The 25,251-nt window shown below is 68.7% G+C and carries 27 protein-coding genes and 1 tRNA gene; 8 read left to right on the top strand and 20 right to left on the bottom strand.

Going from position 1 to position 25,251, the window contains the following annotated elements; all coding sequences use genetic code 11:
• Positions 1 to 1,446, top strand: a complete 1,446-nt coding sequence (locus D1610_RS17400; RefSeq protein ID WP_118864395.1) for a tryptophan 7-halogenase — start codon at positions 1 to 3, stop codon at positions 1,444 to 1,446.
• The gene (locus D1610_RS11825; protein WP_245942185.1) at positions 1,443 to 2,915 is read left to right on the top strand and encodes a tryptophan halogenase family protein; all 1,473 of its coding nucleotides are present in this window, start codon (positions 1,443 to 1,445) and stop codon (positions 2,913 to 2,915) included. Before D1610_RS17400 ends, D1610_RS11825 begins: the two co-directional genes overlap by 4 nt.
• Here the strand turns inward: D1610_RS11825 and D1610_RS11820 are convergent.
• A complete protein-coding gene (locus D1610_RS11820; RefSeq protein ID WP_118864393.1) occupies positions 2,912 to 3,652 on the bottom strand; it encodes a GntR family transcriptional regulator in 741 nt (246 codons plus the stop codon). The genes D1610_RS11825 and D1610_RS11820 overlap by 4 nt on opposite strands.
• Positions 3,653 to 3,707: 55 nt before the next feature.
• The gene (locus D1610_RS11815) at positions 3,708 to 4,763 is read right to left on the bottom strand and encodes a glycosyl hydrolase family 18 protein (RefSeq protein WP_182466806.1); all 1,056 of its coding nucleotides are present in this window, start codon (positions 4,761 to 4,763) and stop codon (positions 3,708 to 3,710) included.
• A 118-nt stretch (positions 4,764 to 4,881) separates the two neighbouring features.
• Between D1610_RS11815 and D1610_RS11810 the strand changes: the two genes are divergently transcribed.
• The 3 genes from D1610_RS11810 to D1610_RS17105 all read left to right on the top strand — a co-directional run bounded on the left by D1610_RS11810 (position 4,882) and on the right by D1610_RS17105 (position 7,918).
• Positions 4,882 to 7,416 carry a family 20 glycosylhydrolase gene (locus tag D1610_RS11810; RefSeq protein WP_118864391.1) on the top strand — a complete coding sequence of 845 codons (2,535 nt, stop codon included), beginning with the start codon at positions 4,882 to 4,884 and terminating at the stop codon, positions 7,414 to 7,416.
• Positions 7,413 to 7,547: a hypothetical protein gene (locus D1610_RS17525; RefSeq protein ID WP_281268977.1), complete on the top strand. Its 135-nt coding sequence runs from the start codon at positions 7,413 to 7,415 to the stop codon at positions 7,545 to 7,547. Before D1610_RS11810 ends, D1610_RS17525 begins: the two co-directional genes overlap by 4 nt.
• A 119-nt stretch (positions 7,548 to 7,666) precedes the next feature.
• Positions 7,667 to 7,918: a hypothetical protein gene (locus tag D1610_RS17105; protein ID WP_182466805.1), complete on the top strand. Its 252-nt coding sequence runs from the start codon at positions 7,667 to 7,669 to the stop codon at positions 7,916 to 7,918.
• A gap of 63 nt (positions 7,919 to 7,981) precedes the next feature.
• Here the strand turns inward: D1610_RS17105 and trxB are convergent, their stop codons facing one another.
• The 5 genes from trxB to D1610_RS11780 form a co-directional block, all read right to left on the bottom strand.
• Positions 7,982 to 8,947, bottom strand: a complete 966-nt coding sequence (gene trxB / locus D1610_RS11800; protein WP_118864390.1) for a thioredoxin-disulfide reductase — start codon at positions 8,945 to 8,947, stop codon at positions 7,982 to 7,984.
• Positions 8,948 to 9,051: 104 nt separating this feature from the next.
• Positions 9,052 to 9,128: transfer RNA gene (locus D1610_RS11795), tRNA-Met, on the bottom strand.
• Positions 9,129 to 9,186: 58 nt separating this feature from the next.
• Positions 9,187 to 9,693, bottom strand: a complete 507-nt coding sequence (locus D1610_RS11790) for a 2'-5' RNA ligase family protein (protein WP_118864389.1) — start codon at positions 9,691 to 9,693, stop codon at positions 9,187 to 9,189.
• 37 nt (positions 9,694 to 9,730) lie between these two features.
• Positions 9,731 to 11,590, bottom strand: a complete 1,860-nt coding sequence (locus D1610_RS11785) for a potassium transporter Kup (RefSeq protein ID WP_245942205.1) — start codon at positions 11,588 to 11,590, stop codon at positions 9,731 to 9,733.
• Between the two features lie 199 nt (positions 11,591 to 11,789).
• Entirely contained in the window at positions 11,790 to 12,230 is a 441-nt protein-coding gene (locus D1610_RS11780) for an Lrp/AsnC family transcriptional regulator (RefSeq protein WP_118864388.1), read from the bottom strand.
• A 135-nt stretch (positions 12,231 to 12,365) separates the two neighbouring features.
• Between D1610_RS11780 and ald the strand changes: the two genes are divergently transcribed.
• Positions 12,366 to 13,460: an alanine dehydrogenase gene (gene ald / locus D1610_RS11775; RefSeq protein WP_118864387.1), complete on the top strand. Its 1,095-nt coding sequence runs from the start codon at positions 12,366 to 12,368 to the stop codon at positions 13,458 to 13,460.
• Position 13,461: 1 nt separating this feature from the next.
• Positions 13,462 to 14,133 carry a spermidine synthase gene (locus D1610_RS11770; protein ID WP_118864386.1) on the top strand — a complete coding sequence of 224 codons (672 nt, stop codon included), beginning with the start codon at positions 13,462 to 13,464 and terminating at the stop codon, positions 14,131 to 14,133.
• Here D1610_RS11770 and D1610_RS11765 read toward each other — a convergent pair.
• Together D1610_RS11765 and D1610_RS11760 are read right to left on the bottom strand one after the other, a co-directional pair.
• Positions 14,130 to 15,143 (bottom strand): inorganic phosphate transporter, encoded by a 1,014-nt coding sequence (locus D1610_RS11765; protein ID WP_118864385.1) that lies wholly within the window; start codon positions 15,141 to 15,143, stop codon positions 14,130 to 14,132. The genes D1610_RS11770 and D1610_RS11765 overlap by 4 nt on opposite strands.
• A 12-nt stretch (positions 15,144 to 15,155) precedes the next feature.
• A complete protein-coding gene (locus D1610_RS11760) occupies positions 15,156 to 16,262 on the bottom strand; it encodes a DUF47 family protein (RefSeq protein ID WP_245942203.1) in 1,107 nt (368 codons plus the stop codon).
• Between the two features lie 175 nt (positions 16,263 to 16,437).
• On the opposite strand from D1610_RS11760, the gene D1610_RS11755 reads away from it, so the two are divergent.
• Positions 16,438 to 16,869, top strand: coding sequence for an MAPEG family protein (locus D1610_RS11755; protein WP_118864384.1), 432 nt, complete (start codon positions 16,438 to 16,440; stop codon positions 16,867 to 16,869).
• A 174-nt stretch (positions 16,870 to 17,043) separates the two neighbouring features.
• On the opposite strand, the gene D1610_RS11750 is transcribed toward D1610_RS11755, so the two are convergent.
• From D1610_RS11750 to D1610_RS11700, 11 genes are all read right to left on the bottom strand, one after another.
• Positions 17,044 to 17,250 carry a hypothetical protein gene (locus D1610_RS11750; RefSeq protein WP_147414327.1) on the bottom strand — a complete coding sequence of 69 codons (207 nt, stop codon included), beginning with the start codon at positions 17,248 to 17,250 and terminating at the stop codon, positions 17,044 to 17,046.
• 175 nt (positions 17,251 to 17,425) lie between these two features.
• Positions 17,426 to 18,130, bottom strand: coding sequence for a gp53-like domain-containing protein (locus tag D1610_RS11745; protein ID WP_118864382.1), 705 nt, complete (start codon positions 18,128 to 18,130; stop codon positions 17,426 to 17,428).
• A 16-nt stretch (positions 18,131 to 18,146) separates the two neighbouring features.
• Entirely contained in the window at positions 18,147 to 18,782 is a 636-nt protein-coding gene (locus tag D1610_RS11740) for a YmfQ family protein (RefSeq protein WP_118864381.1), read from the bottom strand.
• Positions 18,779 to 19,828, bottom strand: coding sequence for a baseplate J/gp47 family protein (locus tag D1610_RS11735; RefSeq protein WP_118864380.1), 1,050 nt, complete (start codon positions 19,826 to 19,828; stop codon positions 18,779 to 18,781). The genes D1610_RS11740 and D1610_RS11735 overlap by 4 nt, the downstream gene beginning before the upstream one ends.
• Positions 19,825 to 20,286 carry a phage GP46 family protein gene (locus D1610_RS11730; RefSeq protein ID WP_118864379.1) on the bottom strand — a complete coding sequence of 154 codons (462 nt, stop codon included), beginning with the start codon at positions 20,284 to 20,286 and terminating at the stop codon, positions 19,825 to 19,827. The genes D1610_RS11735 and D1610_RS11730 overlap by 4 nt, the downstream gene beginning before the upstream one ends.
• Positions 20,283 to 20,558 (bottom strand): hypothetical protein, encoded by a 276-nt coding sequence (locus tag D1610_RS11725; RefSeq protein WP_147414326.1) that lies wholly within the window; start codon positions 20,556 to 20,558, stop codon positions 20,283 to 20,285. The genes D1610_RS11730 and D1610_RS11725 overlap by 4 nt, the downstream gene beginning before the upstream one ends.
• Complete coding sequence (locus D1610_RS11720) at positions 20,555 to 20,896, bottom strand: hypothetical protein (protein WP_118864377.1); 342 nt, start codon at positions 20,894 to 20,896, stop codon at positions 20,555 to 20,557. The genes D1610_RS11725 and D1610_RS11720 overlap by 4 nt, the downstream gene beginning before the upstream one ends.
• Positions 20,893 to 21,411, bottom strand: coding sequence for a phage baseplate assembly protein V (locus D1610_RS11715; RefSeq protein ID WP_182466804.1), 519 nt, complete (start codon positions 21,409 to 21,411; stop codon positions 20,893 to 20,895). Before D1610_RS11715 ends, D1610_RS11720 begins: the two co-directional genes overlap by 4 nt.
• Entirely contained in the window at positions 21,408 to 22,466 is a 1,059-nt protein-coding gene (locus D1610_RS11710) for a phage baseplate assembly protein (protein WP_118864375.1), read from the bottom strand. Before D1610_RS11710 ends, D1610_RS11715 begins: the two co-directional genes overlap by 4 nt.
• Positions 22,459 to 23,676: a DNA circularization protein gene (locus D1610_RS11705; protein ID WP_118864374.1), complete on the bottom strand. Its 1,218-nt coding sequence runs from the start codon at positions 23,674 to 23,676 to the stop codon at positions 22,459 to 22,461. Before D1610_RS11705 ends, D1610_RS11710 begins: the two co-directional genes overlap by 8 nt.
• Positions 23,673 to 25,232 (bottom strand): tape measure protein, encoded by a 1,560-nt coding sequence (locus D1610_RS11700; protein ID WP_118864373.1) that lies wholly within the window; start codon positions 25,230 to 25,232, stop codon positions 23,673 to 23,675. Before D1610_RS11700 ends, D1610_RS11705 begins: the two co-directional genes overlap by 4 nt.
• Positions 25,233 to 25,251: the final 19 nt, after the last annotated feature.

The following is a 25,251-nucleotide window of genomic DNA, read 5'->3' as shown; positions in this document are numbered from 1 at the left end:
ATGGCCCGCCCCGTCCGCAGCGTGGCGATCGTCGGGCGCGGCCCGCCGCTATGGCTGGCGGCGATCGCGCTGCACCGCGCCTTCGCCGCGACCGGTCTGGCGGTGACGGTGGTGGAGACTCCCTCCGCCGGACCGTCGCACGACGTCGTCGCCGCGCTGCCCGACCTCGCCCGGTTCCACCGGCTGCTGGGCATCGGCGACGCCGAGTTGATACGCCATGCCGATGCGGGCTTCTCGCTGGGGCAGCAGTTCGCCGGCTGGTCGGGCGGCGAGGACGCGTTCATCCATGGCTATGGCGAGACCGGCGAGGCGATCGGCGATCTGCCCTTTGCGCCCCTCTGGGTCCGCGCGCGCGCCGGCGGCCTGCGCGTCGGGTTCGAGGCGTTCAACGCGGCCGCGGCGGGCGCGCGGCTGGGCCGGATCGATCCGGCGGGGCCGCATGGCTATCACCTCGACGCGGCTGGCTATCAAAGGTTGCTCGCGCGGCATGCGGCGCGGATGGGGATCAAGGCGCTGCGCGATCCAGCGCCGTGCGCCGAGGCTGCGGAGGGCCATGTTTCACGAGTCCGGCTTTCCGACGGACAGACGATCGAGGCGGACCTTTATGTCGACGCGGGTGACGGCGCGGGCGCGTTGATCGGCGCGCTCGATCCCGCGCCCCGATATGTCGCCGGCCGCGGATCGCCGTGCGACCGGATGCTGACTGCGAGCGCGCCGCCGCTCGCGCCGCTGCCGCTCTACAGCCGCATCGCCGCCCATCGCGCGGGCTGGGTGGGGCTGTTTCCGCTGGCGAGCCGCACCGGCGTCGCCTTGGCCTATGCCGGCGACACGATGAGCGACGACGAGGCGGCGCGGCTGCTCCGCGCGCAGACAGGGAAGGCGGATATCGCGCTGCGCCATATCGGCGACCGCATCCGCGAGCGGCCCTGGATCGGCAATTGCGTGGCGATCGGCGCAGCGGCGGCGGGCGGCGATCCGATCGACGCGGTCGAACTGCACCGCCATCAGATAGCGATATCGCACCTGATATCGCTGCTGCCGGTCGATCGCGAGAACATGGTGGAGGCAGGCATCTTCAACGAGGATGTCGTCGCGCATCTGGCGCGCGTGCGCGATTTTCAGGCGGCGCATTACCATCTGAACGGTCGCGCCGGTGAAGACTTCTGGGACGCGGCGCGTGGCGCGCCCGTCTCGGCCGAGCTTGCCGCCAAGATCGACCTGTTCGGCGCGCGCGCGATGCTGGCCCAGCATAATCACGAGAGCTTCAATGCCGATAGCTGGTACGCGTCGTTGATCGGCCACGGCATTGTCCCGCGTTCATGGGATCCGCAGGCCGATCGGCTGCCCGACGCCGAGCTGATCGGACGGCTGCAGGCGATGCTTTCGGGGGTGAAGCAGAAGGTGGATGCGATGATCCCTCACCAGGCGGCACGCGAGGCGGCGTGATCCGGCGCGTCGTCATCGTCGGCGGCGGCACCGCGGGCTGGATGGCGGCCGCGGCGCTCGCACGCGGGCTGGGCACGACGCACGCCATCACCCTGATCGAATCCGCCTCGATCGGGACGGTCGGCGTCGGCGAAGCGACCGTGCCGCCGATCCGCGACTTCAACCGCTACCTGCGCATCGACGAGGACGAATTCGTCCGCGCGACGTCGGGCAGCTTCAAGCTGGGGATCGAATTCGTCGGCTGGAACGGCGAAGGATCGCGCTACTTCCACCCCTTCGGCTTTCTCGGGCCGGACATGGCGGGCGCCGATTTCCACCATGTCTGGCTGCGCCACCTGGCTGAAGGCGGCGATCCCGATATCGCGCGGATCAATCCCGAAACCGCCGCCGCGCGTGAGGGACGCTTCGCCCGGGACACGCGCCACGGTCCACTCCACCACGCCTTCCACTTCGATGCGGCGCGCTATGCGACGTTCCTGCGCGGATATGCCGAGGCGCGCGGCGTGGCGCGGATCGAGGGCGAGGTGACCGCGGTCGAGCGCGATGGCGAATCGGGCGACATCGCGGCGGTGCGTCTCGCTTCGGGCGCGGCCGTGGCGGGCGACCTGTTCGTCGATTGCTCGGGATTTCGCGGGCTGCTGATCGAAGGGGCGCTGGAGACCGGCTATGTCGACTGGACATGCTGGCTGCCCTGCGATCGCGCCGTCGCCCTGCCCACCGCGCGCATCGCCGATCCCGCGCCGTTCACCCGCTCGACTGCGCGCGAGGCGGGGTGGCAATGGCGCATTCCCCTCCAGCACCGCACCGGCAACGGCTATGTCTATTGCAGCAGCTTTTTGGGCGATGACGAGGCCGCCTCCCTGCTGGCGGCGCGGGTGGACGGCGAGCCGCTCGCCGAGCCCAACAGGCTGCGCTTCACCGCCGGGCATCGCCGCCTGTTCTGGAACCGCAACTGCGTCGCGATCGGGCTGGCGGGCGGGTTCCTCGAACCGCTCGAATCGACGTCGATCCACTTGATCCAGACCGCGATCATCCGGTTGCTCGCGCTGTTCCCCGGCGATCATGTCGATCCGCGGCTGGCCGAGCGGTTCAATCGCGAAGCCCAGGCGGAATATGAAGGCGTGCGCGACTTCGTCGTCGCACATTACGCGGTCGCCTCGGGCATCGATACGCCCTTCTGGCGCGCGATCGGCGAAGCGCCGCTGCCCGAAAGCCTTGCCGAGCGTATCGCGGTGTTCCGCGCGACGGGGACAGTCCTGTACGAGCGGGGAGATCTGTTCGGCCCGACCAACTGGTACGCCATCCTCACCGGCCAGGGCTGCGCGGCGTCGGCTTATCATCCCTTGGTCGGCGCGCTGGACGGCAAGCTCGTGCGCGATCGCATCGCGGCGCTGGAGGCCCGCTGCGCCCAGATGATCGCCGGGCTGCCAGGTCACGCCGACTTCATCGCCGCGCATTGCGGCGCCTAGGGCGCGTTGAGCTCCGCCACCACGTCATAGGCGTCGCCGCGATAATAGGATTGGGTGAACTCCGCCGCCCGCCCGTCGGCAAGGAAGCCGCGCCGTTCGATGAACAGCCCCGGCTGCCCGGCCTCGATACCGAGCTGCTCGGCCTGCTCCGCGCTGAAGGCGACCGCGCGCAGCCGCTGCAGCGCGCGGACGGGGCGGTGGCCGTGACGTTCGAGCGCGTCGTAGAGCGAATGCTCGACGACATCGACCGACGGCAGGCAATATCCGGGGATGGTCGAATATTCGAGCGCCATCGAGACGTCGTCGGCATAGCGGATGCGCTGGAAGCGATAGACCAGCGAGCCCGGCGACAACCCGAGCGACAGCGCCTCCTCCGGCGTCACCGCGCCGCCCGCGCGGCTGACCCAGCTGCTCGACGGACGCCGCCCGCGCGAGATCATGTCCTCCGAGAAGGACGACAGCTTGGAGAAGATCTTCTCGACCCGCGTGTCGGTGACGAAGGTGCCCGCGCCGCGCCGCCGCGTCAGCAGCCCCTCTCCGACAAGCCCGTCGACCGCCTTGCGCACGGTGATGCGCGACACGTCGAAATCGTTGGCGAGCTCGCGTTCGGTCGGGATGGCGCCCTTCGCCTCGACATGGCGCTCGGCGATCGCATCGCGCAGCACGCGCTGCAGCTGCAGGTAGAGCGGTGTCGGGTCTTCCTTCGCCAGCGGCCCCGCCAGTTCACGCAGCGACAATGTCCGTTCCTTCACCTGTCCGAGAAATGAGATGTGACCCAAGGCTCGCCGCCAGTCAATCGATAGGTGATGAATTGGTATTATCGGGCTGAGCGGCCCGGGCGAACGCCGCCCTCATCGCGCGGATCAGCGCGGCGTCATCGGTGTCCTGCGTGATCTCCCACACCATGACGCCCGCCGCCTCCGCCTGCGCCAGCGCGGCCTTGCGGGCGAGCGTGGCCGGGCCGTTATGGGTGACGTAGGAGCAGCCCGCGCAACGTTCGCCGATCACGTCGTTAGCCGCCGCAGGACCGTGTTCGGCGAGGATGTCGCGATAGGCATGGTTGGGCCGGTAGCCGCCGAAGCCATAGCCGTAGAAGGGCACGCCCAGCACCAGCTTCTCGCGCGCGACGCCGCGTTCGCGCCACAGCGCCAGGTCGCGCTGCGCCTGTTCGAAGGTGGAATGCTCGGCGCCGGGCGAGCCCCAGCTCGGCCCGATCGCGTCGTAGGACATGACATTGACCAGATCGAACCACGGCACCGAAGATCTGGGGATCATTCCGCCCTGATAGGAGGCGGTGGCACAGGTCAGCAGCTTTCCCCGCGCGCGCATCGCCGCACCAAGCTCGGCGATGAAGGGGGTATAGTTGCCGGCCTTGTCGATCGCGGTCAGGAGCGCACCCTCTATGTCCACGTCGATCCCGTCCAGCCCGTGCGCATCGACCAGCGCGACGAGATTGCGCACCACCGCCGGGCGACGTTCCGGGGCCAGCAACTCGGCCCAGTCGCCCGAACAGCCGGGGATCGTCCCGCCGCCGAGCGACAACAACGCCTTGGCGCCGGCCGCCTTGACCCGGCCGATCGCGGCATCGAGCTCCGCGAGCGTCACGTCGCCCTGCGCGCCGCCTTCCATGCACGCCATCGCATCGCCGTCGACTATCCGGCCGTCGGGCGCGGGATTGGCGAAGGCGAGGTTGATATGCGTGTAGTGCGTCATGTCCGCGCGCGCCGTCACCGTTTCGAGACCGCGAAACACCGGCAGATAGCCTACCCAGACGGGCTGCGAGGGTTGCGCTTGAGCGGCGGCGCCCAGGAGCAGCACTGCGCCGAGACCGAGGTTGAGAATACGCACAATATGACCTCCACCAGACCAATCCATCCAATATAAAATGGCAGATCGCAATTCGATCAGCGTTGACCAAGCAATTTCAGTATGACAAATCTATATCCAATTACAAAGGGAGATCGAGATGCGGCGATTGATTGCGGTGCTGGCCCTTGGCGTGTCCGCCCCTGCCCTCGCACAATCCGCCGGCCCGGCGCAGACCCAGCTCGACGATCTCGCTGGCAAGCTCGGCTACCGCTTCACCATCATCGACAACAATCCCGTCGATTGCCCCGGCAACGCCGGCGGCTGCTTCATCTCGGAGATCGCGATCACCACACCGGCGGAGCTGCCGCGGGCGCTGGCGACCGCGCCGATCGAGCTGCGCTACAGCTATGTCGCGCGCGTGCTGTCAGCGGAAAGCGATACGTTCGAGAACCGGCTGATCAACGGCGATCTCAACGCCCTGTCATTGAAGCCGGGCAAGACGCTGCGCCCGGCGACGACCTACCGGATCCGCCTGACCGGCACGGGGCACTTCTTTTCGACCTATTATCCGATGCCCAATGCGCATCTGATGCTGCCCGGCCTCCAGGGGCGGGTGATCGCCGCGAGCCGGCCGGCGATCGATCCCGAGACCGGCCTCGAATATCTTCCCTTCGTCGCGCCGATGACCGACGAGGCCGAGCTCGCCACCGCCGCGCCCGACGATCGCACGCGGTGGCGCACGCCGGAAAGGGCGTTCGCGATCAATACCGAACGCGGTGTGGGCGGCGAGCCGGCGCACGCTATCCTGCCCGCGCCGCGCAGCGTGAAGCCCGGCGACGGCGCGCCGGTCGATCTGACGCGCGGCGTTGATCTGCGGCTGACCGGGCTAACGCGCGAAGCGGTCGCGCCAGCACTCGACGCGCTCGCGCTCGGAACCGGCAATGTGCCGCTGACGATCGGCATCGATCGCGCGCTGGGCGCCGAGGGCTACCGCCTGACCGTGAAGGACAATGCCGTCGCCATTGTCGCGGGCGACGCCGCAGGCGCGAGCCACGCGCTGCGCTCGCTCGCGCAGCAGGCCGCGTACACCAAAGGCCGCGTCGCGCCGATGACGGTCGAGGATGCGCCGCGCTTCGGCTTTCGCGGGCTGCACATCGATTTCGCGCGCAACTTCCACAGCAAGGCGCTGCTGCTGAAGCTGATCGAGCAGATGGCCGTCTTCAAGCTCAACACGCTCCACCTGCATCTGGGCGACGACGAAGGCTGGCGGATGGAGATCAAGGCGCTGCCCGAGCTGACCGAGATCGGCGCGTTCCGCTGCTTCGACGCGAGCGAGACGCGCTGCCTCCAGCCTCAGCTCGGCGCCGATCCGGATCCCGAGGCGCCGGTGAACGGCTTCCTTTCCCAGGCCGATTATCTCGAGCTGCTGGCGGCGGCGAAGGCGCGGCATATCGAAGTGATCCCGTCATTCGACATGCCGGGGCACTCGCGCGCGGCGATCCGCGCGATGGAGGTGCGCCATGAGCGGCTGACGGCGGCGGGCAAGCCGGCCGAGGCGGCGCGCTACCGGCTGGTCGAGCCCGCCGACACCACCGAATATCGCAGCATCCAGAATTATGACGACAACACGCTGAACGTCTGCATCGACAGCACCTACCGTTTCCTCGACACGATGATCGACGAGGTGGCGGCGCTGCATCGCCAGGCGGGGCTGCCGCTCAAGACCTATCATATCGGCGCCGACGAGACCGCCGGCGCCTGGGGCGAATCCCCGGCGTGCAAGGCGATGATGGCGAAGACCGGCCTCAAGCCCGCCGAACTCGGCGCGCATTTCATCGAACGCGTGTCGAACGATCTGGCGAAGAAGGGCATCGCCGCCGCCGGCTGGAGCGACGGGATGGGGCATACCAAGCCCGAAAACATGCCCAAGGGGGTGCAGACCAACATCTGGGGCGGCCTGTTCGGCGGCGGCGTGGCGGAGGCGCACAACCAGGCCAATCGCGGGTGGAAGACGGTCATCTCCATCCCCGACATCGCCTATCTCGACATGCCCTATGCGCCGCACCCGATGGAACGCGGCTATGACTGGGCGGCGCGCGAGGTGGAGCCGTTCGAGACCTTCGCCTTCATGCCCGAGAACCTGCCGGCCAACGCCGCGGTCGCGCTCGACATCAAGGCGCGGCCCGGCAAGCTCGCCGACAGCGCGCCGCTGCAGCCCGGCCGCGGCATGGCGGGGATGCAGGCGCAGCTGTGGAGCGAGACGATCCGCAGCGACGATCAGGTCGAGTACATGTTCTTCCCGCGCCTGATGGCGCTCGCCGAACGCGCCTGGCATCGCGCCGATTGGGAGCCGCCCTATGTGGCGGGCGCGACCTATGCGCATGGCGACGCCAGGGTCGATCGCGCCGCGATCCTCGCCGATTGGCGCGATTTCACCGCGCGCGCGGCGGCGCAGCTGCCCGCGCTCGACAAGGCCGATATCGCCTACCGCCTCGCCCCGCCCGGCGCGCGCATCGCAGACGGCCGACTGGAGGCGAATACCGAATTGCCCGGCATCGCGATCGAGTATCGCGTCGGTGAGGGCGCGTGGCAGCGCTACACCGCGCCGGTCGCCGTGAGCGGCCCCGTCACGCTGCGCACGCGCTCGCCCGACGGCAAGCGCGCCAGCCGATCGGTCAAGGTCGAACCATGAAGGACCTATCGTTCCTTGCGCTCGCGCTGATCGCCGCCCCGGTCGCAGCGCAAGTTCCCGAGCGCTACATGCTTGTCTGGGCCGAAGAAATCGACAAGGACGGCGCGCCCGATCCGGCGACGTGGGTCTGAAACATACACGCCAACAAGACTGGCTGGTACAATGACGAGCTGCAATATTACGCCGGTGACGGTCCGGAGAGTGCGCGGGTCGAGGACGCCGGCTGATCACTCAGGGCAAGGCGAGCTGGGTGCTGGGCGCGGAGCGCGGCTGGCCCGACGGCGGCGAGATCGACATTATGGAGCATGTCGGCAACGATCCGGAGACAAATCGCGCCGGTCCATGGTTATGCCAGGAACGGCAAGAGCGCGGCCCGCTGGCCGTTCGATGCGTCGTAGTCCATGCTGCTCAATCTGGCCGTGGGCGCGCGATGGGCGGCAAAGTGGAAGATGCGATCTTCCTGCCCTCCACATGCGCGACGCTCAATGGCTTGCCTCGATAAGCCTCTGCTTTCGCAGGGACGACGGTGGATGTTGGTGGGACTGAAGCGAGGGGGCGTCTCCCTTTATTCCGCCGCTTCGGCCATCTCGAACTCGACCTCGGCGAGCCAGCGTTCGGCGTCGAGCGCGGCCATGCAGCCGGTGCCCGCGGCGGTCACCGCCTGGCGGTAGACCTTGTCCATCACGTCGCCGCAGGCGAACACACCGGGGATGTTGGTGCGGGTGGACCCCGTCTCGACCTCGATATAGCCGTCCTTGTCGAGCGCGACATGCCCGCGGAACAGCTCTGTCGCGGGATGGTGGCCGATCGCGACGAAGCCGCCTTCGACGTCGAGCGTGGACAACTCGCCGGTCACCGTGTCCCGAAGCTCGATCGCGACGAGGCCGGCGGTGCCGCCGCCATCGACGAAGCGCTCGACCGCCTTGTTCCACAGCACGCCGATCTTCTCATTGGCGAACAGCCGGTCCTGCAGGATCTTCTCCGCGCGCAGCGAATCGCGGCGGTGGATCAGGGTGACGTCGGGCGAATGGTTGGTGAGGTAGAGCGCCTCCTCCACCGCGGTGTTGCCGCCGCCGATCACCGCCACCTTCTTGCCGCGATAGAAGAATCCGTCGCAGGTGGCGCAGGCGCTTACGCCCTTTCCCTGCAACGCCGTCTCACTATCGAGGCCCAGCCATTTGGCCTGCGCGCCGGTGGCGATCACCAGCGTATCGCCTTCGAACACATCGCCGCTGTCGCCGATCAGGCGGAACGGGCGCTTCGACAGGTCGACCTCGACGATGGTGTCGTACATCAGTCGCGTGCCGACATGCTCGGCCTGCGCCTGCATCTCCTCCATCAGCCACGGGCCCTGGATGACGTCGCGGAAGCCGGGATAATTCTCGACATCGGTGGTGGTCATCAGCTGGCCGCCGGGCTGGATGCCCTGCACCACGATCGGCCGCATTCCCGCGCGCGCGCCGTAGATCGCGGCGGAAAGGCCGGCGGGACCGGAGCCGAGGATGAGCATGCGGGTCGAATGGGTGGTCATGGCGCTTCCGGCGATAGGTGGATCGATTCGCGCCTAGATGGCGCATCGCGGCCCGTCCGCCAAGCGTGACGGGCGGATGGAAAGTCTTGGCCGGATGATAATGATGGTAGCGGAGGAGGGACTTGAACCCCCGACACGCGGATTATGATTCCGCTGCTCTAACCAGCTGAGCTACTCCGCCCCAAGGGCGCCCGCGCCATCGCGGGGAAGCGGCCCTATAGGATCGGCGCGCGGGCCGGTCAACCGCGGAACATGTGGCGCGACAGCGGCTCCCACGGGCCACCGCGATACCACCAGGCGGCGAGCCCGGCGATGTGCAGCGGGCGCGGTTGGAACCCGGCCTCCAGCCTCGCCTTCAGCGCTCGCGCGACATCCGGCGCGACCTTGTTCTGCACGGTGACGTGCGGGCGCCAGGCCGCCTGATCCTGCGGCGTCAGCAGGCCGGCGAACGCCTGGGCGAGTTCCTCGCGGATCGCCTCGAGCCTAGCGCTTTCGATGCGGAAGGCCACGCCTCTGCCGAGCGACATGATGCCGGCCAGCCTGGCCGTGGGTGCCGGTGCGCGCACCGCTTCGGTCAGCCGCGCCTTGAGCTCCGCTTCTACCGATGGCGGCAGGTGGTGGAACAGCGTGAGATGTGCGTCGAGCCAGTTGCGCTCGGGCGGATAATGCGCGCGGCGCAGACCGTCGAAGAAAGCGAAATCCTCCGTGCCGAACAGCGCCGATACGATGATCGGCGCCGCCTTCATTCGGGGCCCCCGCAAAGCACCACTTTGCGGGGTATCCTCAAATCTCGACCTGGCTGCCCAGTTCGACCACCCGGTTGGTCGGCAGGCGGAAGAATTCCATCGCGCTTTCGGCGTTCCTCAGCATCCAGGCGAACAGCTTCTCGCGCCACACCGCCATGCCGGGCCGCGAGGCGGGCAGCAGCGTCTGGCGAGCGAGGAAGAAGCTGGTGTCCATCATCTTGAACTCCGGCCCGCAGCCGGTCAGGCGCATCAGCGCCGCCGGCACGTCCGGCTCCTGCATGAAGCCGTAGCGGATGATCAGGCGGTGGAAGCCGTTGCCCAGATCATCGAGCATGCAGCGCGTCTCCTGCTTGATGAACGGTTCGTCGGCGATCTTCACCGTCAGCAGGATCACGCGTTCGTGCAGCACCTTGTTGTGCTTCAGATTATGGAGCAGCGCATGCGGCACGCCGTCGGGCGTGGAGGTCATGAACACCGCCGTGCCGGGCACGCGAGTCGCCGAATTGGCGGCGGACGAGATGAAGATCTTGATCGGCATCGCCGCCTCGCGCATCCGCTCGATCATCAGCTTCCTGCCCTTGGCCCAGGTGGTGAGCAGCGTGAAGGCGATGCAGCCGACGAGCAGCGGGAACCAGCCGCCATCGGGCACCTTGGTCAGGTTCGCGCCGAAATAGGCGAGATCGACGAAGAAGAAGACCGCGAGCAGCACGCCCGCGATCGCCTTGTTCCATTTCCACAGCGAGAAGAGCACCACCGCCAGAAGGCAGGTGTCGATCAGCATCGCGCCGGTCACCGCGATGCCGTAGGCCGCGGCGAGGTTGGACGAGGACTGGAAGGTGACGACAAGCAGCATCACCATCCACATCAGCGCCCAGTTGATAACCGGGATGTAGATCTGACCAGCCGCGCTCGCCGAGGTGTGGGTGATCCTGAGGCGCGGAATGAAGCCGAGCTGAATCGCCTGCTGGGTGACCGAGAAGGCGCCCGAGATCACCGCCTGCGAGGCGATGACCGTCGCCATCGTCGCGAGGATGACGAGCGGCAGGCGCAGCTCCTGCGGGGCGAGCAGGAAGAACGGGTTCTTGATCGTCTGGGCGGCGACTTCGGGCGCTTGGCTCAGGATCATCGCGCCCTGGCCGAGATAGTTGAGCATCAGCGCGGGCAGGACGAAGCACAGCCAGGAGAGTCCGATCGGCTTGCGGCCGAAATGCCCCATATCGGCATAGAGCGCCTCCGCCCCCGTCACCGCGAGCACGACCGAGCCGAGCGCGAGGAACGCCATGAACCCGTCGCTCAGGAAGAACTGCACCGCATACCAGGGGTTGAGCGCGTAGAGGATCGAGGGATTGTCGGCGATATGCCAGACGCCGAGGCCGGCGAGCACGGCGAAATAGGTCAGCATGATCGGGCCGAACAACGCCCCGACCTTGGCGGTGCCGCGCGACTGGATGGCGAACAGGCCGGCGAGAATGCCGATGGCGATGGGCAGCACCCAGGGATCGAAGCTCGCTTCGACCACGGTCAGACCCTCGACCGCCGACAGGACCGAGATCGCCGGGGTGATCATCGAATCGCCGTAGAACAGCGCCGTCGCGAACACGCCGAGCAGCACGATCGGCGCGGTCCAGCGCTTTCCGCCGGTGGTGCGGTTGATCAGCGCGAGCAGCGCCAGGCTGCCGCCCTCGCCGCGGTTGTCCGCGCGCATGATGATCGAGACGTATTTGATCGTGACGACGAGCATCATCGACCAGAACACGAGGCTCAGCACGCCGTAGATGTGCAGCGCATCGGGATCGAGCGGATGGTGCCCGGCGAAGGTCTCGCGGAAGGCGTAGATCGGGCTGGTGCCGATATCGCCGAAGACGATGCCGATCGCCCCCGCGCAGAGCTTCAGGATGCCCTGCTCGCGGCTGTGCTGGTGGGAGGCGTTCGACTCGTAGGTCTCGGCCTCTCCGCTGGGGGTGACCGTCACGGGCGCGGGCACCCGAGCGGTTGAAATTGCGATGCGGTCATGATGACCCTTGCGAGACCCCCGGACAATGCGGTGCGCGCCCTAGCACTCCCGCCGCGCGCCCGCAACGTTGGCTTGGGATGGCTTAGCTGTCGACCGCCAGGGTGCGGATAGTGAACTGGGTCACCAGGCGGTGCACGCCCGGAAGCGCCGACAGAATCTCCCGGTGGACGCGCTCATAGCTATCGTCCGCGCGGACCGCGACCTTCAGCAGATAATCGGATTCGCCGCTCATCAGATGCGCCTCGCGGACCTCGGGGGTGTCGGCAAGCGCGGCCTCGAACGCCATCATCGTCGCCTGGCGCTGATCGACCAGCGTGACCGAGACGAACACCGTCGACGGCCGGCCCCGCGCCTCGGGAGAGAGGATGGCACGATAGCCGGCGATGAACCCCGCCTGCTCGAGCGTTCGCACGCGGCGATGCGCCGCGGACGGCGACAGGCCGACGAGGCTGCCCAGCCGTTCGCCGGTGATCCGCGAGTCTCGTGCGAGCAGATCGAGTATCTTGCGATCGATGCGGTCCATGCGCCGAAATCCTGCATGGGTAGCATAATTTTTGCAAGTTATACGCGTGGCAGCGCGATTCACCGCTTCAGATTGCAAATTCAGCGCGCCGCGACGGTGCTATGGAAGCGCCAATATAGTTACAGGAGAGACCAGATGCGAATCGGCGTTCCCAAGGAGATCAAGAACCACGAATACCGCGTCGGCCTGACCCCGCCTTCCGCCGCCGAGCTCGTCGCCGCGGGGCATGAGGTGATCGTCGAGACGCAGGCGGGCATGGGCATCGATTTCGAGGATCAGGATTATGTCGAGGCGGGCGCGCGGATCGTGCCCGACGCGCGCGCGGTCTTCGCCGAATCGGACATGATCGTGAAGGTGAAGGAGCCGCAAGCCGGCGAGATCGCGCTGCTCGAGCCGCGCCACACGCTGTTCACCTATCTCCACCTCGCCGCCGACAAGCCGCAGGCGGAAGGGCTGATGAAGTCGGGCGCGACATGCATCGCGTATGAGACCGTCACGTCCGATTCGCGCACGCTGCCGCTGCTGAAGCCGATGAGCGAGGTGGCGGGCCGCATGTCGGTGCAGGTCGGCGCCCATTATCTGGAGAAGGAACAGGGCGGCCGCGGCGTGCTGCTGGGCGGCGTCCCCGGCGTGGCGCCGGCGCGGGTCGCGATCCTGGGCGGCGGCGTGGCGGGCGTGAACGCCGCGCAGATGGCGGTCGGCATGCGCGCCGACGTGACGATCTACGACATCAACAACGATCGCCTGGCCGAGCTCGACATGTTCTTCTCCAGCCAGATCAAGACCGCCTATGCCTCCAAGGCGGCGATCGCGGCGGCGGTGAGGAACGCGCATCTGGTGATCGGCGCGGTGCTGATCCCCGGCGCCGCCGCGCCCAAGCTGGTGACGCGCGACATGCTGCCGACGATGAAGCGCGGATCGGTGCTGGTCGATATCGCGATCGATCAGGGCGGCTGCTTCGAGACCAGCCATGCGACGACGCATGACGATCCGGTCTACGAGGTCGACGGCGTGATCCATTACTGCGTCGCCAACATGCCGGGCGCGGTCGCGCGGACCAGCACCTTCGCGCTCAACAACGCCACCCTGCCCTTCGCCCTGCGCCTCGCCAATCTGGGCGCGGAAAAAGCGATGGCGGCGGACCGGCACCTCGCCGAGGGGCTCAACGTCTCGGGCGGCAAAATTCGCCACAGGGCGGTGGCCGAGGCGCTCGACCTGCCGTTCAACTGAGATGATCGCGCGCGAGCTTCTCGCCACCGCCGAAGTTCCGGGCGGGGAGCCGCTCAGGCTGTTCCGCCGGGGCGACGACCACATGATCGTGCTCGACCGCAACGAGCTGATGAACAGCCGGATGAGCGGTTCGGAAGAGGCGCTAGCGACGATGACCTGCACGCGGCTCGGCAACCGCCCGGCGCCGCATATCCTGATCGGCGGCTACGGCATGGGCTTCACCTTGCGCGCCGCGCTGGGCGCGATCGGTCCGGACGCCCGCATCACCGTGGCGGAGCTGGTGCCCGATATCATCGAATGGGCGCGTGGCCCCATGGCGCGGCTTACCGCGGGATGCCTCGACGATCCACGCGTCCGGGTGGTGTTGGGCGACGTCGCCGCCCGCATCGCCGAGGCGCGGCAGGACTATGACGCGATCCTGCTCGATGTCGACAACGGCCCGGACGGGCTGACGCGCGATGCGAACGACCGCCTCTATTCCCCGCGCGGCCTGCAGGTGGCGAAGGCGGCGCTCAAATCCGGCGGCGTGCTGGCGGTCTGGTCGGCCGGGCCCGACCAGGCCTTCGCCCGGCGACTAGGTGAGGCCGGCTTCTCCGTCGAGGAGATCGTGGTGCGGGCGCGCAGCAACGGGAAGGGCCCGCGCCACGTCATCTGGTTCGGCACCAAGCGCTAGAATAGCCGCGTCAGCAGGTAGAACAGCGCGCCGACCGCCGCCGAGGCGGGGATGGTGATCACCCATGCCGCCATCACGTTGCCCGCCACGCCCCAGCGCACCGCCGAGGCGCGGCGGGCGGTGCCGGCGCCGATGACGCAGCCGGTGATGGTGTGCGTGGTCGACACCGGAATGCCCATCAGCGAGGCGGTGAAGACCATGATCGAGCCGCCCGCCGACGCGCTGAACCCCTGGTGCTGCGAAAGCTTGGTGATGCGCGATCCCATCGTCTCGATGATTCTCCAGCCGCCTGACAGCGTGCCGAGCGCGATCGCGACATAGCAGCTGATCGCCACCCAGTGCGGCACCTCGAACTCACCGCTCAGATAGCCCGTCGAATAGAGCAGCACGGTGATGATCCCCATCGTCTTCTGCGCATCGTTGAGGCCGTGGCTGAGCGAATAGGCGGCCGACGAGACCAGGTGGAGGACGCGGAAGGTGCGCTCCGCGCCGCGCGCGGTCGCGCGCATGAACAGCCAGCTCGTCACCAGCATGATCGCCATCGACAAGAGCATGCCGAGGGTGGGTGAGAGCACGATCGCGATCAGCGTCTTGTTGAGGCCGGTCCACTGGATGCCCGAAACGCCGGCATGCGCCACGCCCGCGCCGACCAGCCCGCCGACCAGCGCATGGCTGCTCGACGAGGGAATGCCCTTGAGCCAGGTCACGACGTTCCAGAACATCGCGCCGATCAGCGCGCCGAACACGACCGCCGGCGTCACCAGATCCTTGTCGATCAGCCCCTGCCCGATCGTCTCGGCGACCTTGTGCAGCTCGGGAAAGACGATCGTCAGGAAATAGGCGGCGAAGTTGAAGAAGGCGGCGAATGCCACCGCCTGCACCGGCCGCAGCAGCCGCGTCGCCACCACCGTCGCGATCGAGTTGGCGGCATCGTGCAGGCCGTTCAGGAAATCGAACGCCAGCGCGACGATGATGAGGCCGACGAGCAGCGGGAAGGCGAGTTCGTGCATGTCCCGTTCCGCTCAGGCGTGATCGATGACGATGCCGTCGATCTCGTTCGCCACATCCTCCAGCGCATCGACGATGCGTTCCAGGTGCTTGTAGATCTCGCGCGAGACGATGAAGCGGAGCGTGTCGGTCGCGCCATATTCCTTGAAGGCGCGCTTGACCCCGGCGGCATGGATGTCGTCGGCATGGCCCTCCATCCGCACCAGCCTCTCGGTCAGTTCGTGCAGGCGCACGCCATTGCGCGCCACATCGCGCAGCAGCGGCATGGCCTCGGCGGTCAGGCGCGCGCCATCGACGATGATCGCGGTCATGTCGCGCATCTCTTGGTCGAACTCGGTGACCTCGTAGAGATCGATGGCGTTGACCGCCGCCTGCATCTCGTCGACCGCATCGTCCATCGCGCCGATCAGGCTGGTGATCGCGCCGCGGTCGAACGGCGTGAGGAAGGTCTTGCGGACGGTCTGCAGCACCTCGCGGATGATGTTGTCCGCATCATGCTCGCGCTCGATCACCTCGCGGATATGGTCGCGCGCCGCCGGGCCGCCCTGCAGTAGCCGGGCCAGCGCATCGGCCGCGGCGACGACGGTCACCGCATGCGCTTCGAACAGCTCGAAGAAATTGCCGGTCTTCGGCAGAAGGCGTTGAAACCAGGCAAACATGCTACCAACCCCTGATGTGTTCGCGACCGCGCCGAGCATTCCCGTACGCCGCGTCGCCGCCTTGAATTCCGACGCGCCGAACGAACGGATCAGATCCCGCAGATCGCTCTCCTCGACCGCGTCCGCCGCATCGGCGAGCGTGAACCAGCGCCGCTCGCGCTGATCCTGTTCCTTCCAGTGATCGAGCTCCTGACTGACCGCCAGCGGGAATACCTCGACGTCGATCATCAGCGACGCGCCGTTGCCGCGCCGCTTGCGGTAGCGATAGGAGCCGAGCGGGGTCGGGCAAACCGCGCCGCATACCCCGGCCTCCTCCTCCGCCTCCAATGCCGCCGCGTTATGGAGTGCGACGCCTGGCGCCGCGTTGCCCTTGGGAATCACCCAGCGGCGCGTTTCGCGCGACGTTACCAGCAGGATACGAACCGGCGCATCGATCGCGGTCCCTTCGGTGCGATAAGGCAGGGCGGCGATTTGGCGGATGACTGATTCCCCGGATGATGCGGCAGGTTGCAGATTTGTGACGGCCTGATGACAGGATTTGCCGGGCGCGCAAGCGGCAAGCGCCGGTTCGAGGCGCCGTTGCACGAGCGAACCGAATGTCGCAGGCTCCCGGCTTCTAGGGCGGGAGGATATTCGGATGGATACGCACAGCGCGATTCTGGCGCCGGTGGTGGCGCTGATCTGCTGGTCGCTGGTGATGTGGGTGTGGATCTACGCCACGCGCCTGCCCGCGATGAGGCGCGCACGGATCGATACCTGGAACCTGGTCGGCGGCAGCGGCGCCGACCTGCGCGCGCGGATCGAGCCGCGATCGCAATGGCCGGCGGACAACTACAACCATCTGATGGAGCAGCCGACGCTGTTCTACGCGGTCGCGCTGGTGCTGGCGATCACCGGCCAGGGCGACGGGCTGAATGCGACGATCGCCTGGGCCTATGTGGGGCTGCGCGTGCTGCATAGCCTGGTGCAGGTGCTGTCGAACCGCGTGCTGGTGCGCTTCGCGATCTTCAGCCTGGCGACGCTGGCGCTGATCGCGCTGGCGGTGCATGCGGCGATGGTGGTGTTCTGATACCTCCCCGGCACGGGGAGCGGGACCAGCCGCAGGCTGGTGGAGGGGGAGCGCCACGAACGGTGCGTTTGCGGCCAGCCCCCTCCACCACGCTCCGCGTGGTCCCCCTCCCCCGCTTTGCGGGTGAAGCGCGACACGGCTTTCTGGAGTCTTGGACACCACAATCTAGAGCACTCATTCGCCGCGAAGGCGTCTGAGATCGGCCTCGCGCAGCGCCGCCAGACGCTCAGTCATCGGGCGTACCGGCCCGGCGATCTCCTCCCGCACCAACGCTTCGGCCCTGCGGCGCGTGACCTCCGACCGGATGTCGACGGCGGTAGCTTCAAGTTCCCGGCCGTAGGTGCGGCCGAGCTGGCGAGAGCGGTCGACGATGAACTGCATGTCCGTCTCCTTCATCGACCGCTGATAATCAGCTCGCGCGCCGGCGTCACTCCTCCGCTCACGCGCGAGGGGATCGAACCCGGCGCGCGCCGGGCGAGGTGCGCGCCGCCAGCGCGCGGTTTGGCGTGTTGACGCACGCCGTCCCCCCTCCATTTTCAGGCAGGGGGAAGCTCCATCACCAGCCGATCGCGATGTAATCGAAGCCGTTGATCGTATTGAGCGCGGTGCCGGGGTCTTGCATGTAGATTGTCACGCCCGCAGCGTCATAGTCGACGATCTGCGCGCCGATGTCCTTGTTGCCGACCGAGCTGCTGTTGACGCTGGTGGCGGTCACCCGAAGGCAGGCGTTGGGAAACGGCGACGCCTGGCCGTCCGCGAGGAACTGCTTGTAGACCGGGCCCTGCGAATAATTGCCGCGCACCCCGCCCCATTTGATGATCAGGCCGCCCGGCATCTCGGCGCTGCCCTCGCTGGTCAGCGTTCCCGAGATCGACTCGGCCAGCGCCAGCGGCGTGATCGCCTTGGTGTCGTCGGTCCCTGCGGCCACCTCGGCGGGGCTCGCCTTGGGCACGGTGATCGTGCGGTCAGCGGTGAGATCGCCTCCGCCGGTGGCGAGGCCGGACGCCGAGATGGTGCGAGCCGTCGGAACACCCTCGCCGGTGCCGCCACCAACATTGATGATGCGCTGATCGATGGCATCCAGCAGGTCGGCCGCGCGCCCCTTCGTGGGGTCGACACCCGCCTCTGTCAGGACGTGCAGGACGTTGTCCTGGATGTCGTTGAGCCAATCGGCGGTGACCTTGGTGGCGCGTTGCCCCTGCGCCGGATTGCCCTCGCTGAACGCGCCGTTGACGCTGCCGGGGCCGTCGATCTTGTGCATTTCCCGCTCGCTCCGCTCAAATGAAACTGTGGTAAAATTCGGGGGTCGGCTCGACGTGGTAGGCGAAGAGCACGATAGTGTGGGCGGGCGCCGCCCGCTGAATGAGGCATTCGAGATCGAGCGCGCCGAAGCCGATCAGCCGATCGCCCGCGCTCGATCCGGCGCAGAACTCGGCGAAGCCTGCGCGATAATCGTCCGCGCCGATGAATATCTCGACGCGCCATGTGTGCCGCCAGTCCTCGCCATTGGCATCGTCGCCGGCGAGAAAGCCCGCATCGAGCGAGGTGAACTCGGTGATCTCGACATAATAGCCCAGGCGCGCCGCGATCTCGGTGAAGAACGGGATCGACTGGCCGCCGCGCTCGGCGATCTTGGCGTGCAGCGCGATCTGCCGCTCGCTGATCGCATCCGGCGCGCCGGCGCACGCGTCGGGCAGGCCGGCGACGCGCTCCCAGTCGGGCAGCAGCTCCAGCGCCGTGCGCGGATCGGCCTCCTCGACCAGGGCAAGCGAGCGAATGTCGGCGCGCGCGAGGCCGTCCGCCTCGGCGCCCAGTAGCCGGCCGAGGCGCGAGCCGGGATCGCGCGGCCAGGCGGCGCCCGGCGGCAGCAGCGCCAGCAGCATGTCATGATAGGCCGCCGCGTCCCGGTTCATTGCCAGGCGATCCCGTCAATCGTCGGCATGGCGCCAGGGGGCGCTTCCTGGTTGCTCGCGGGCGAGCGCAGCACATGATCGTGCTCACCCGCGGCGAGGCTGATCGCCTCGCGTTCGTGGCTCACCAGCATCGTTCCGCCGGGTTCGGCCTCGCGGGCGAACAGGTCGCGCAGCTCCGCCTCGATCGCGGCGCGCACCTCGACGTTGTCGGGCGTCGCGGTGATCAGGAACGAAATCGGCCAAGGCTCGGGTGCGAAGATCACCGGCGTGGCCGTGACCGGCCGCAGCGGCTCGATATGCGCCGCCATCGCGTCGAGATCGGCCTGCAGGGGAAAGATGTTCTCGCGGCCGTCGAACACGAAGGCGAGGCCGACCGTGCCTGGGCCGGTCCAGTTGGCGTAGGACCAGGCGCGGGTGACGCCGGGCAGCTCCAGCGCCCAGGCGACATAGTCCGAACGCGATCCCCCGTTGGGCGGCTTGCGGATGCGGGCGAGCAGGCGGGCGAGCAGCTCGGTGTCGGTCTCCTGGTCGGCCCCGCCGACCAGGCCCGCCGCGGCGGTCACCACGGCGCTTACGGCCGCGACCGGCGAGCGGAATGTGAGCGTCTTGCCGGCTTCGACCACCCCGGCCGCGCCTGCCTCGACCGCCTCGACCGCCACCTGCGCGCTGACGCCGGCGAGCACGATGCGCTCGGTGGTGCGGTAGAGCGCGCCGTCGACCCGCGCCAGCTCGGCGCCCTGGGGCACGATCGCGCCGACCAGGCCGGTGACCGTCACCGCGCCCGCGGCGCTGGCGGCCGCCTTGCGCGCCACGCCCCAAATCGACGCCCAGCGATCGAGATACTCGGCCTCCGCCGTGTCGGGCATCAGCTGGAGCGCGAGGAAGTCGAGATAGGCGTACACGCCCGCCAGCCCGCCGGCGTTGACCCGCGCCAGCACGTCGAGCACCGACCGGCGCAGGCGCGCGTCGGCGCCGGGCAGCCGCGCCTCCAGATCGGTGCGCGCGCGTTCGATCAGGTCGGACAGGGTCGGGCGGGCGAAGGTCAAGCGACGGCTCCGGTGCTGGCGTTCCAGGTGAAATCGTAGCGCTGGCGCGCCGGCCCCTCGGGTCGATCGAGCACGACGCCGATCGCGAGGATATCGGGCGCCTGCGCCTCGGCCTCGATCGCATAGGCGCTGCACACGCCGTCCGCTGTGAGCCAGGCGAGCGCCTCGCGCGCGTATTCGCGGGCGCGGGCGACGGTCGCCGCGGTGATCTTCTCGCGCGACAGCAGCCACAGGCGCGAGCCGGTCGCATCGCCCTCCGTGCCGAACGCGTCGCCCCACCAGCCGCGCCGATCGGCGCCGGGCTGCGGCAGCGGATCGTCGTCCTGGGCGCGCGCGTCGCTGAACAGCGAGATCAGGATCGCGGTGCGCAGCCCGTCGTCGGTGACCAGCCGGCCACCTTCGAGCGCGACGTCGGCCGCGCCGGGCTCGGCATCCCAGATCAGGGCGATGTCGGTCATCGGCGAGGCTCCGAGACAAGCCGGATCGCCATGCGCAAGGTATGGCCGCCGTCCTTGCGCAGCCACAGCGTGGCGCGCCAACCGCCGTCCCACATCGCCTCGACGCGGACCGGTCGACCGGCGGGATTGAAGCCGGCGACCGCGCTGATCGGATCGTCCTCGCTGGCGACGAACCCCGCCTCGCGAAACAGCCGCCCGGCCGCCGCCAGATCGTGCATCTGAACGGTGCGATAGCCGGTGGTCCGGCGCGCCTTCGGTCGCACCGCCCTCACGCCGCTTCCTCCATCGGCTGGCCGCCCATCATCAGCAGCTGCGCGCGGGTGAGGTTGCGCGTGGTGCCGTCGGGCCAATGGCCGAGATACATCTCGCCCTGGTCGGTCAGGATGCGGCGGCACGGCTCGACGTAGATGCGGTGCTGTTCCCAAACCGCTTCGGCGGCGTCGTAGGTCGCGTCGAGCAGCTTCAGCGCCTGCAGCTTGAACATCGCCTCGGCCTCCCAGCCGGTCCGCGCCTTCAGCGTGCGCCACATCTTGCGGGCGAGCACCTTGGCCCCGACGAGCTGGTCTTCGGCGCGCAGGGCGCGTTTCTCCCAGTCGATCCGGCCGCTCATACTGCCGCCACCGTGTCGGACCCGCTGACGATCTCGCCGGTGGCGAGGTTGACCATGTCGCCGACGCGCGCCACCGGCTGGCCGCCTTCGCCGCCCAGGTTGACCGTGTCGGCCTCGATCGTCGCGGTGTCGCAGGTGACCGTCACCGCCTGTGCGTCGATCGTCAGCGTCTTGCCGGTCGAGATCGCGATGCCGCCCCGTCCGAGCAGGACGTACTGGTCCTGGTCGTCGTGGATCGCGACATCGCCGGTGGCCAGGCCGCGCAGCCGGTAGCGGCGATCGCCGCTCGCGACGATGATGGCGTGGCTGCGTGTGCCGCCGACAAAGGCGACCAGCGCCTCGGCTTCGGGATGCGGCACGCTGGTGAACCCGTAGGCCTGGAAATGCTCCACCCCGTCCTGCGTCTCGTCGGCGAGCAGGTCGACCTGGGCCGACTGGATGCCGCTATTGTCGTCGATCGGGCCGATGATCGCGCGGGCGAGCATGCCGCGGATGCGCTGCATCAGCGCGGTCATGCCGCGCCGACGCGCGACGCGCGCGCCTCCTCGGGCACCGCCAGCTGGCTCCACGCCGCGGGCGGCACCAGCGCCAGCACCGCCTCCGTCCCGGCATCGCCCTTGGTCAGGTCGACGCGCTCGATCAGCATTGCGCCGCGCATGAACAGAGACGGCGACTGCAGGTCGACGATGGCGTTCGGCGCCCATAGCCGCCCGTCCGGCCGCCGCCAGCCCTGGACGGTCACCGTCGCCGGCTGGGCGCGGCCTGCGCGCGAGGTCGCCTCCCAGCGCGCGCGCTGCTGCAACCCGGCCGCGTCGGACTGGTCTTCGCCGATGACGATCAGCGGGCGGTGACGGCGCACGCCAGGATCGGTTGCGGTGGCCGATGGCGAGGCGACGGTGCGGCCGTTGGCGAAATCGTCGCCCGATGCCTGGCCCTTGGCCAGATACTCGCTGAACCGCTCGCTCACATCGTGGTCGGCCGCGCCGACCTTGATGTTGTCGCCCTCCGCGAGGCGCGCGACCGGGGCGCCGGCGATCGCCGGGGTGATCAGCTCGACCGTCCCGTCCGCCGCCGAGACGGCGAGCAGCCCGCGATAGCGCGCCAGCCGCTCGATCGCCGCCTGGACGGTCTCGCCCTGCTGGAGCGCGAAGCGGCGGATCGGCGCGCCGGTCGGCGCCGTCGCGCGTACCGAGACGCCGAACGGCCGCGCCAGCTCGGCGGCGAGCGCCTCCAGCGCGATGTTCGACCAGCTGCCCGGCTTCGCGATCGCCGAGCAGTCGACCAGGTCGCACGCCTTGTCGCGCCCGCTGATCGTGATGCGATGATCGCGCGCGTCAAAGGCGGGCGACAGCCGGTCGATCCAGCCGGTGATCAGCGTCTCGCCACCGACGCGCACCTCGCAGGCGGCGCCCGCCTCCAGCGCGAATCGCTCGGGCCGGTCGGCCCAGCGCGTCGCGAGGGTGACCGAGAAGCTGCCGACCATCGCATCGATCCCGCGCGAAACCGAGCAGCTGGTCCAGCCCTCGTGCAGCTCGCCGCCGATCGCCAGGGTGACGTTGTCTTCAGCCATTGGCGATCACCTCGATCGGCATCCCGCCCGGCACGAAGGCGGGGTGGCGCAGCCGATTGCGCGCGACCAGGTCGGCGGCGCGCGGCTCCAGCGTCGCGCCGTGGCCGTAGAGCCGCTGCGCGATCACCAGCCAGGGCTCGGTGCGCGCGGGGGTGAAGCCGTGGACGCGGGCCAGCGTGCCGCCGCGCCGGGTGATGTCGGCGACCATCGCGCGGTGCAGCAGCTCGTAGCACGCCGCCGCATCCTCATCGCCGGCGTCGGCCGCGACCAGGATGCGCTCCTCGAGGAGATCGGACACCTGGTCGCGCAGCGCCTCGGCGTCCGCGTGGCTGGAAAGCGGCGCGGCGGCGACGGCCTTGACCAGCTCGGCGCTGGCGATCTGGTCGACCAGCTCGTGCCAGGCGGTCGCATTGTCGCGCTCGCGGATCCGTGCCGGGGTCAGCACCGATGGCGCGTCGCGGCCGTCGCCGAGCCCGATCAGGCTGGCGATCGCGGCGATCCTCGCCAGCGGGCGGGTGCCGATCGCGCCCAGCGCATGGATCATCCCCAGGACCGCCTGGCCCAGGGCCAGGGGAGATCGCACCAGCGCCTGGGCGCTGTCAGGCAGCAGCCTGAGCCCCGCGTCGAATGCGTGCAGCGCCGGGCCGGCGCCGCCCTGCAAACCCCCGGCGATCGCCGCGACGGCGGCGGTGTCGCGCACCAGCCTGGTCGCCGCGTCCTCGACGAAGGCGGGCATGGCCGACACGTCGAAGCGCTGGGCGAACGTCACCGGCGCGGCCGCCGCGACCGTCTCGGCCGAACTGGCGGCGCGCGTCGCGGTGTCGGGCGCGACCGGTGCGGAGATCGCCGCGCCCGACTCGGCGAAGACGATCGAGAAGGTCGCCATGCCGCCCTGATCGGTGCTCTCTCGCATGCCGAAATCGACGCAGTTGACCGACTGGCTGCCGAGGAAGGGGTGGACCAGCGTGCCGGCGCCCGCCGCCTCCAGCGCGTCGACCAGCCGGTCGCGCGCCTGGCGATAGTCGGCGCCGTGGACGAACACCTCGATCGTGAAGGTCCGCGCCAGCTTCCCAAGGTCTTCGCCGAACGGCTTGTCGCGGCCGGGGAACTCGTGCGTCTGCACCCGCCGCCCGCCGCGCAGCTCATGCTCGGCGGTGACGAACGGGACGCCGCGAAAGCTGCCCGGCCGAAATTCGTCGCGCCAGCTCACGCGTCACCGTCCATCGCGCGGCCGAGCGAGGCGGTGATCGGCACCCGCCGGTCGTTGGCCGAAAGCTGGGTAACCCGCGCGCCGCGCGCGCCGTCGCCTTTGAGATGAATGTCGATGCGCCCGCCGACATCGACGCGATTGCTGGTCTTCACCGGGCGGGGCCAATTCTCGGGTTGCACGGACCGCGGCCAGTTGGTCGCCGGTGGGACACGCGGCCACGTTCGATCGAGCGGACGCGCGCCGGGGCGGATCGGCGCCCGGCCTGGGACGATGCGGCCGCCCGGCAAGGGCCGGCCGGCAGCGATCGCGTCCGCTTCGTCGAGGCGCCTCAAGCGTTCACGCCCGCTGCTGCGGACCCAAGGGAATGGGCTGTGCGCCTGGGCCGTCGCCTCGAACCGGTCAAACCGGCGCTTCGCCGCTTCGGCCTTGCCGATCCACTCGACCACCCGCGCGAGCGCTGAGACGATGGAGCCGATGTCACTGGCGACACGGCCCCAATCGGTCTCCCTGACGAACTTTGCCGCCTTGCGGGTGATGTCGGTGAGATAATCCGAAAGTGATTTCGCCCAGCGAGCGAGACGGCCATCCTTCTCGGCCGCGTTGAGCGAATCGAGGATGGACTTAAGCTCGCCCTTCACCACGCTCAGAAAGCCGGCATCGGCGGTGTCGAGCTGGAAGCCGCCGATCATGTCGGTGATGTTTGCCCAGATGCCCTTCAGCGTGCGCGACTGGCGGATCATCCCTCCGCCATATTTCTCGTCGAAGATTTCGAGCACCGCATCCCGGACTTCAGCCATGTCCTTCCGGATGGCGCGGGCAGCGCTCGTCCCGTCTCGCTTGAGATACTTGAAGGTAACGCGATCGCCGGCGACGGCCGTCGTGATGTTGAATTCTTTCAGCCGTTCGAATTCGAACTGCATTGCATCGCCGACGGCTTCGACGGCAGACATCAGCTCCTTGTTGGATCCGGATGCCGCATCGCCCATCTTGCGGAGCGAGCCGCTCATTGCGTCGATTCCAAGCCCCTTCGCACGGACGAACGCCGCGGTGACCTGGTCAACCTCATAGGGTGTGTCCCTGGCGAACTTGCGCACCCAGTTCATCGCAGCGCGCGCCTTCTTCTCCGTGCCGAGCAAACCTTCGAGCTGTACTTGGTACTGCTCGAAATCAGCGCCCTTCCCGATGATGCCGGAGAGGAAGAAGCCACTCGCCGCCCCAGCGGCCGTGCTTGCGCCGACAGCGGCCCATTTGGCCGTGGAGGCGAGCAGCCCGCCCAGCTTGCGCGTCGTCCAGCCGATCGCATGGCCCGCGCCATAGGCCGACCGCTCCAACGCCTTCATCCCGAGCGGCCCGGCCGTGCGGCGGATGCTCCGCGCCAGGCGATCAAGCCGGCCACTGCCGCCAAGGACCATGCGGTCGATCGCCCGGTCCAGCCGTGTCGCCGACTTGGCGGCGGCGTCGAGCCCGTTCCTCGCCAGATCCCTGGCGTCGCCCTTCATCTTGCGGACAGGCTTCGACCACCGGTCCACCGCCTGCAGGATGAGAGAGAGCTTCACTGGTCGGTTTCCTTAGCCA

This window comes from Sphingomonas gilva (genome assembly GCF_003515075.1).
GTDB lineage: Bacteria > Pseudomonadota > Alphaproteobacteria > Sphingomonadales > Sphingomonadaceae > Sphingomonas > Sphingomonas gilva.
Note: the sequence above shows the minus strand (reverse complement) of the source record. Positions and strands in the feature narration are given on the sequence as shown.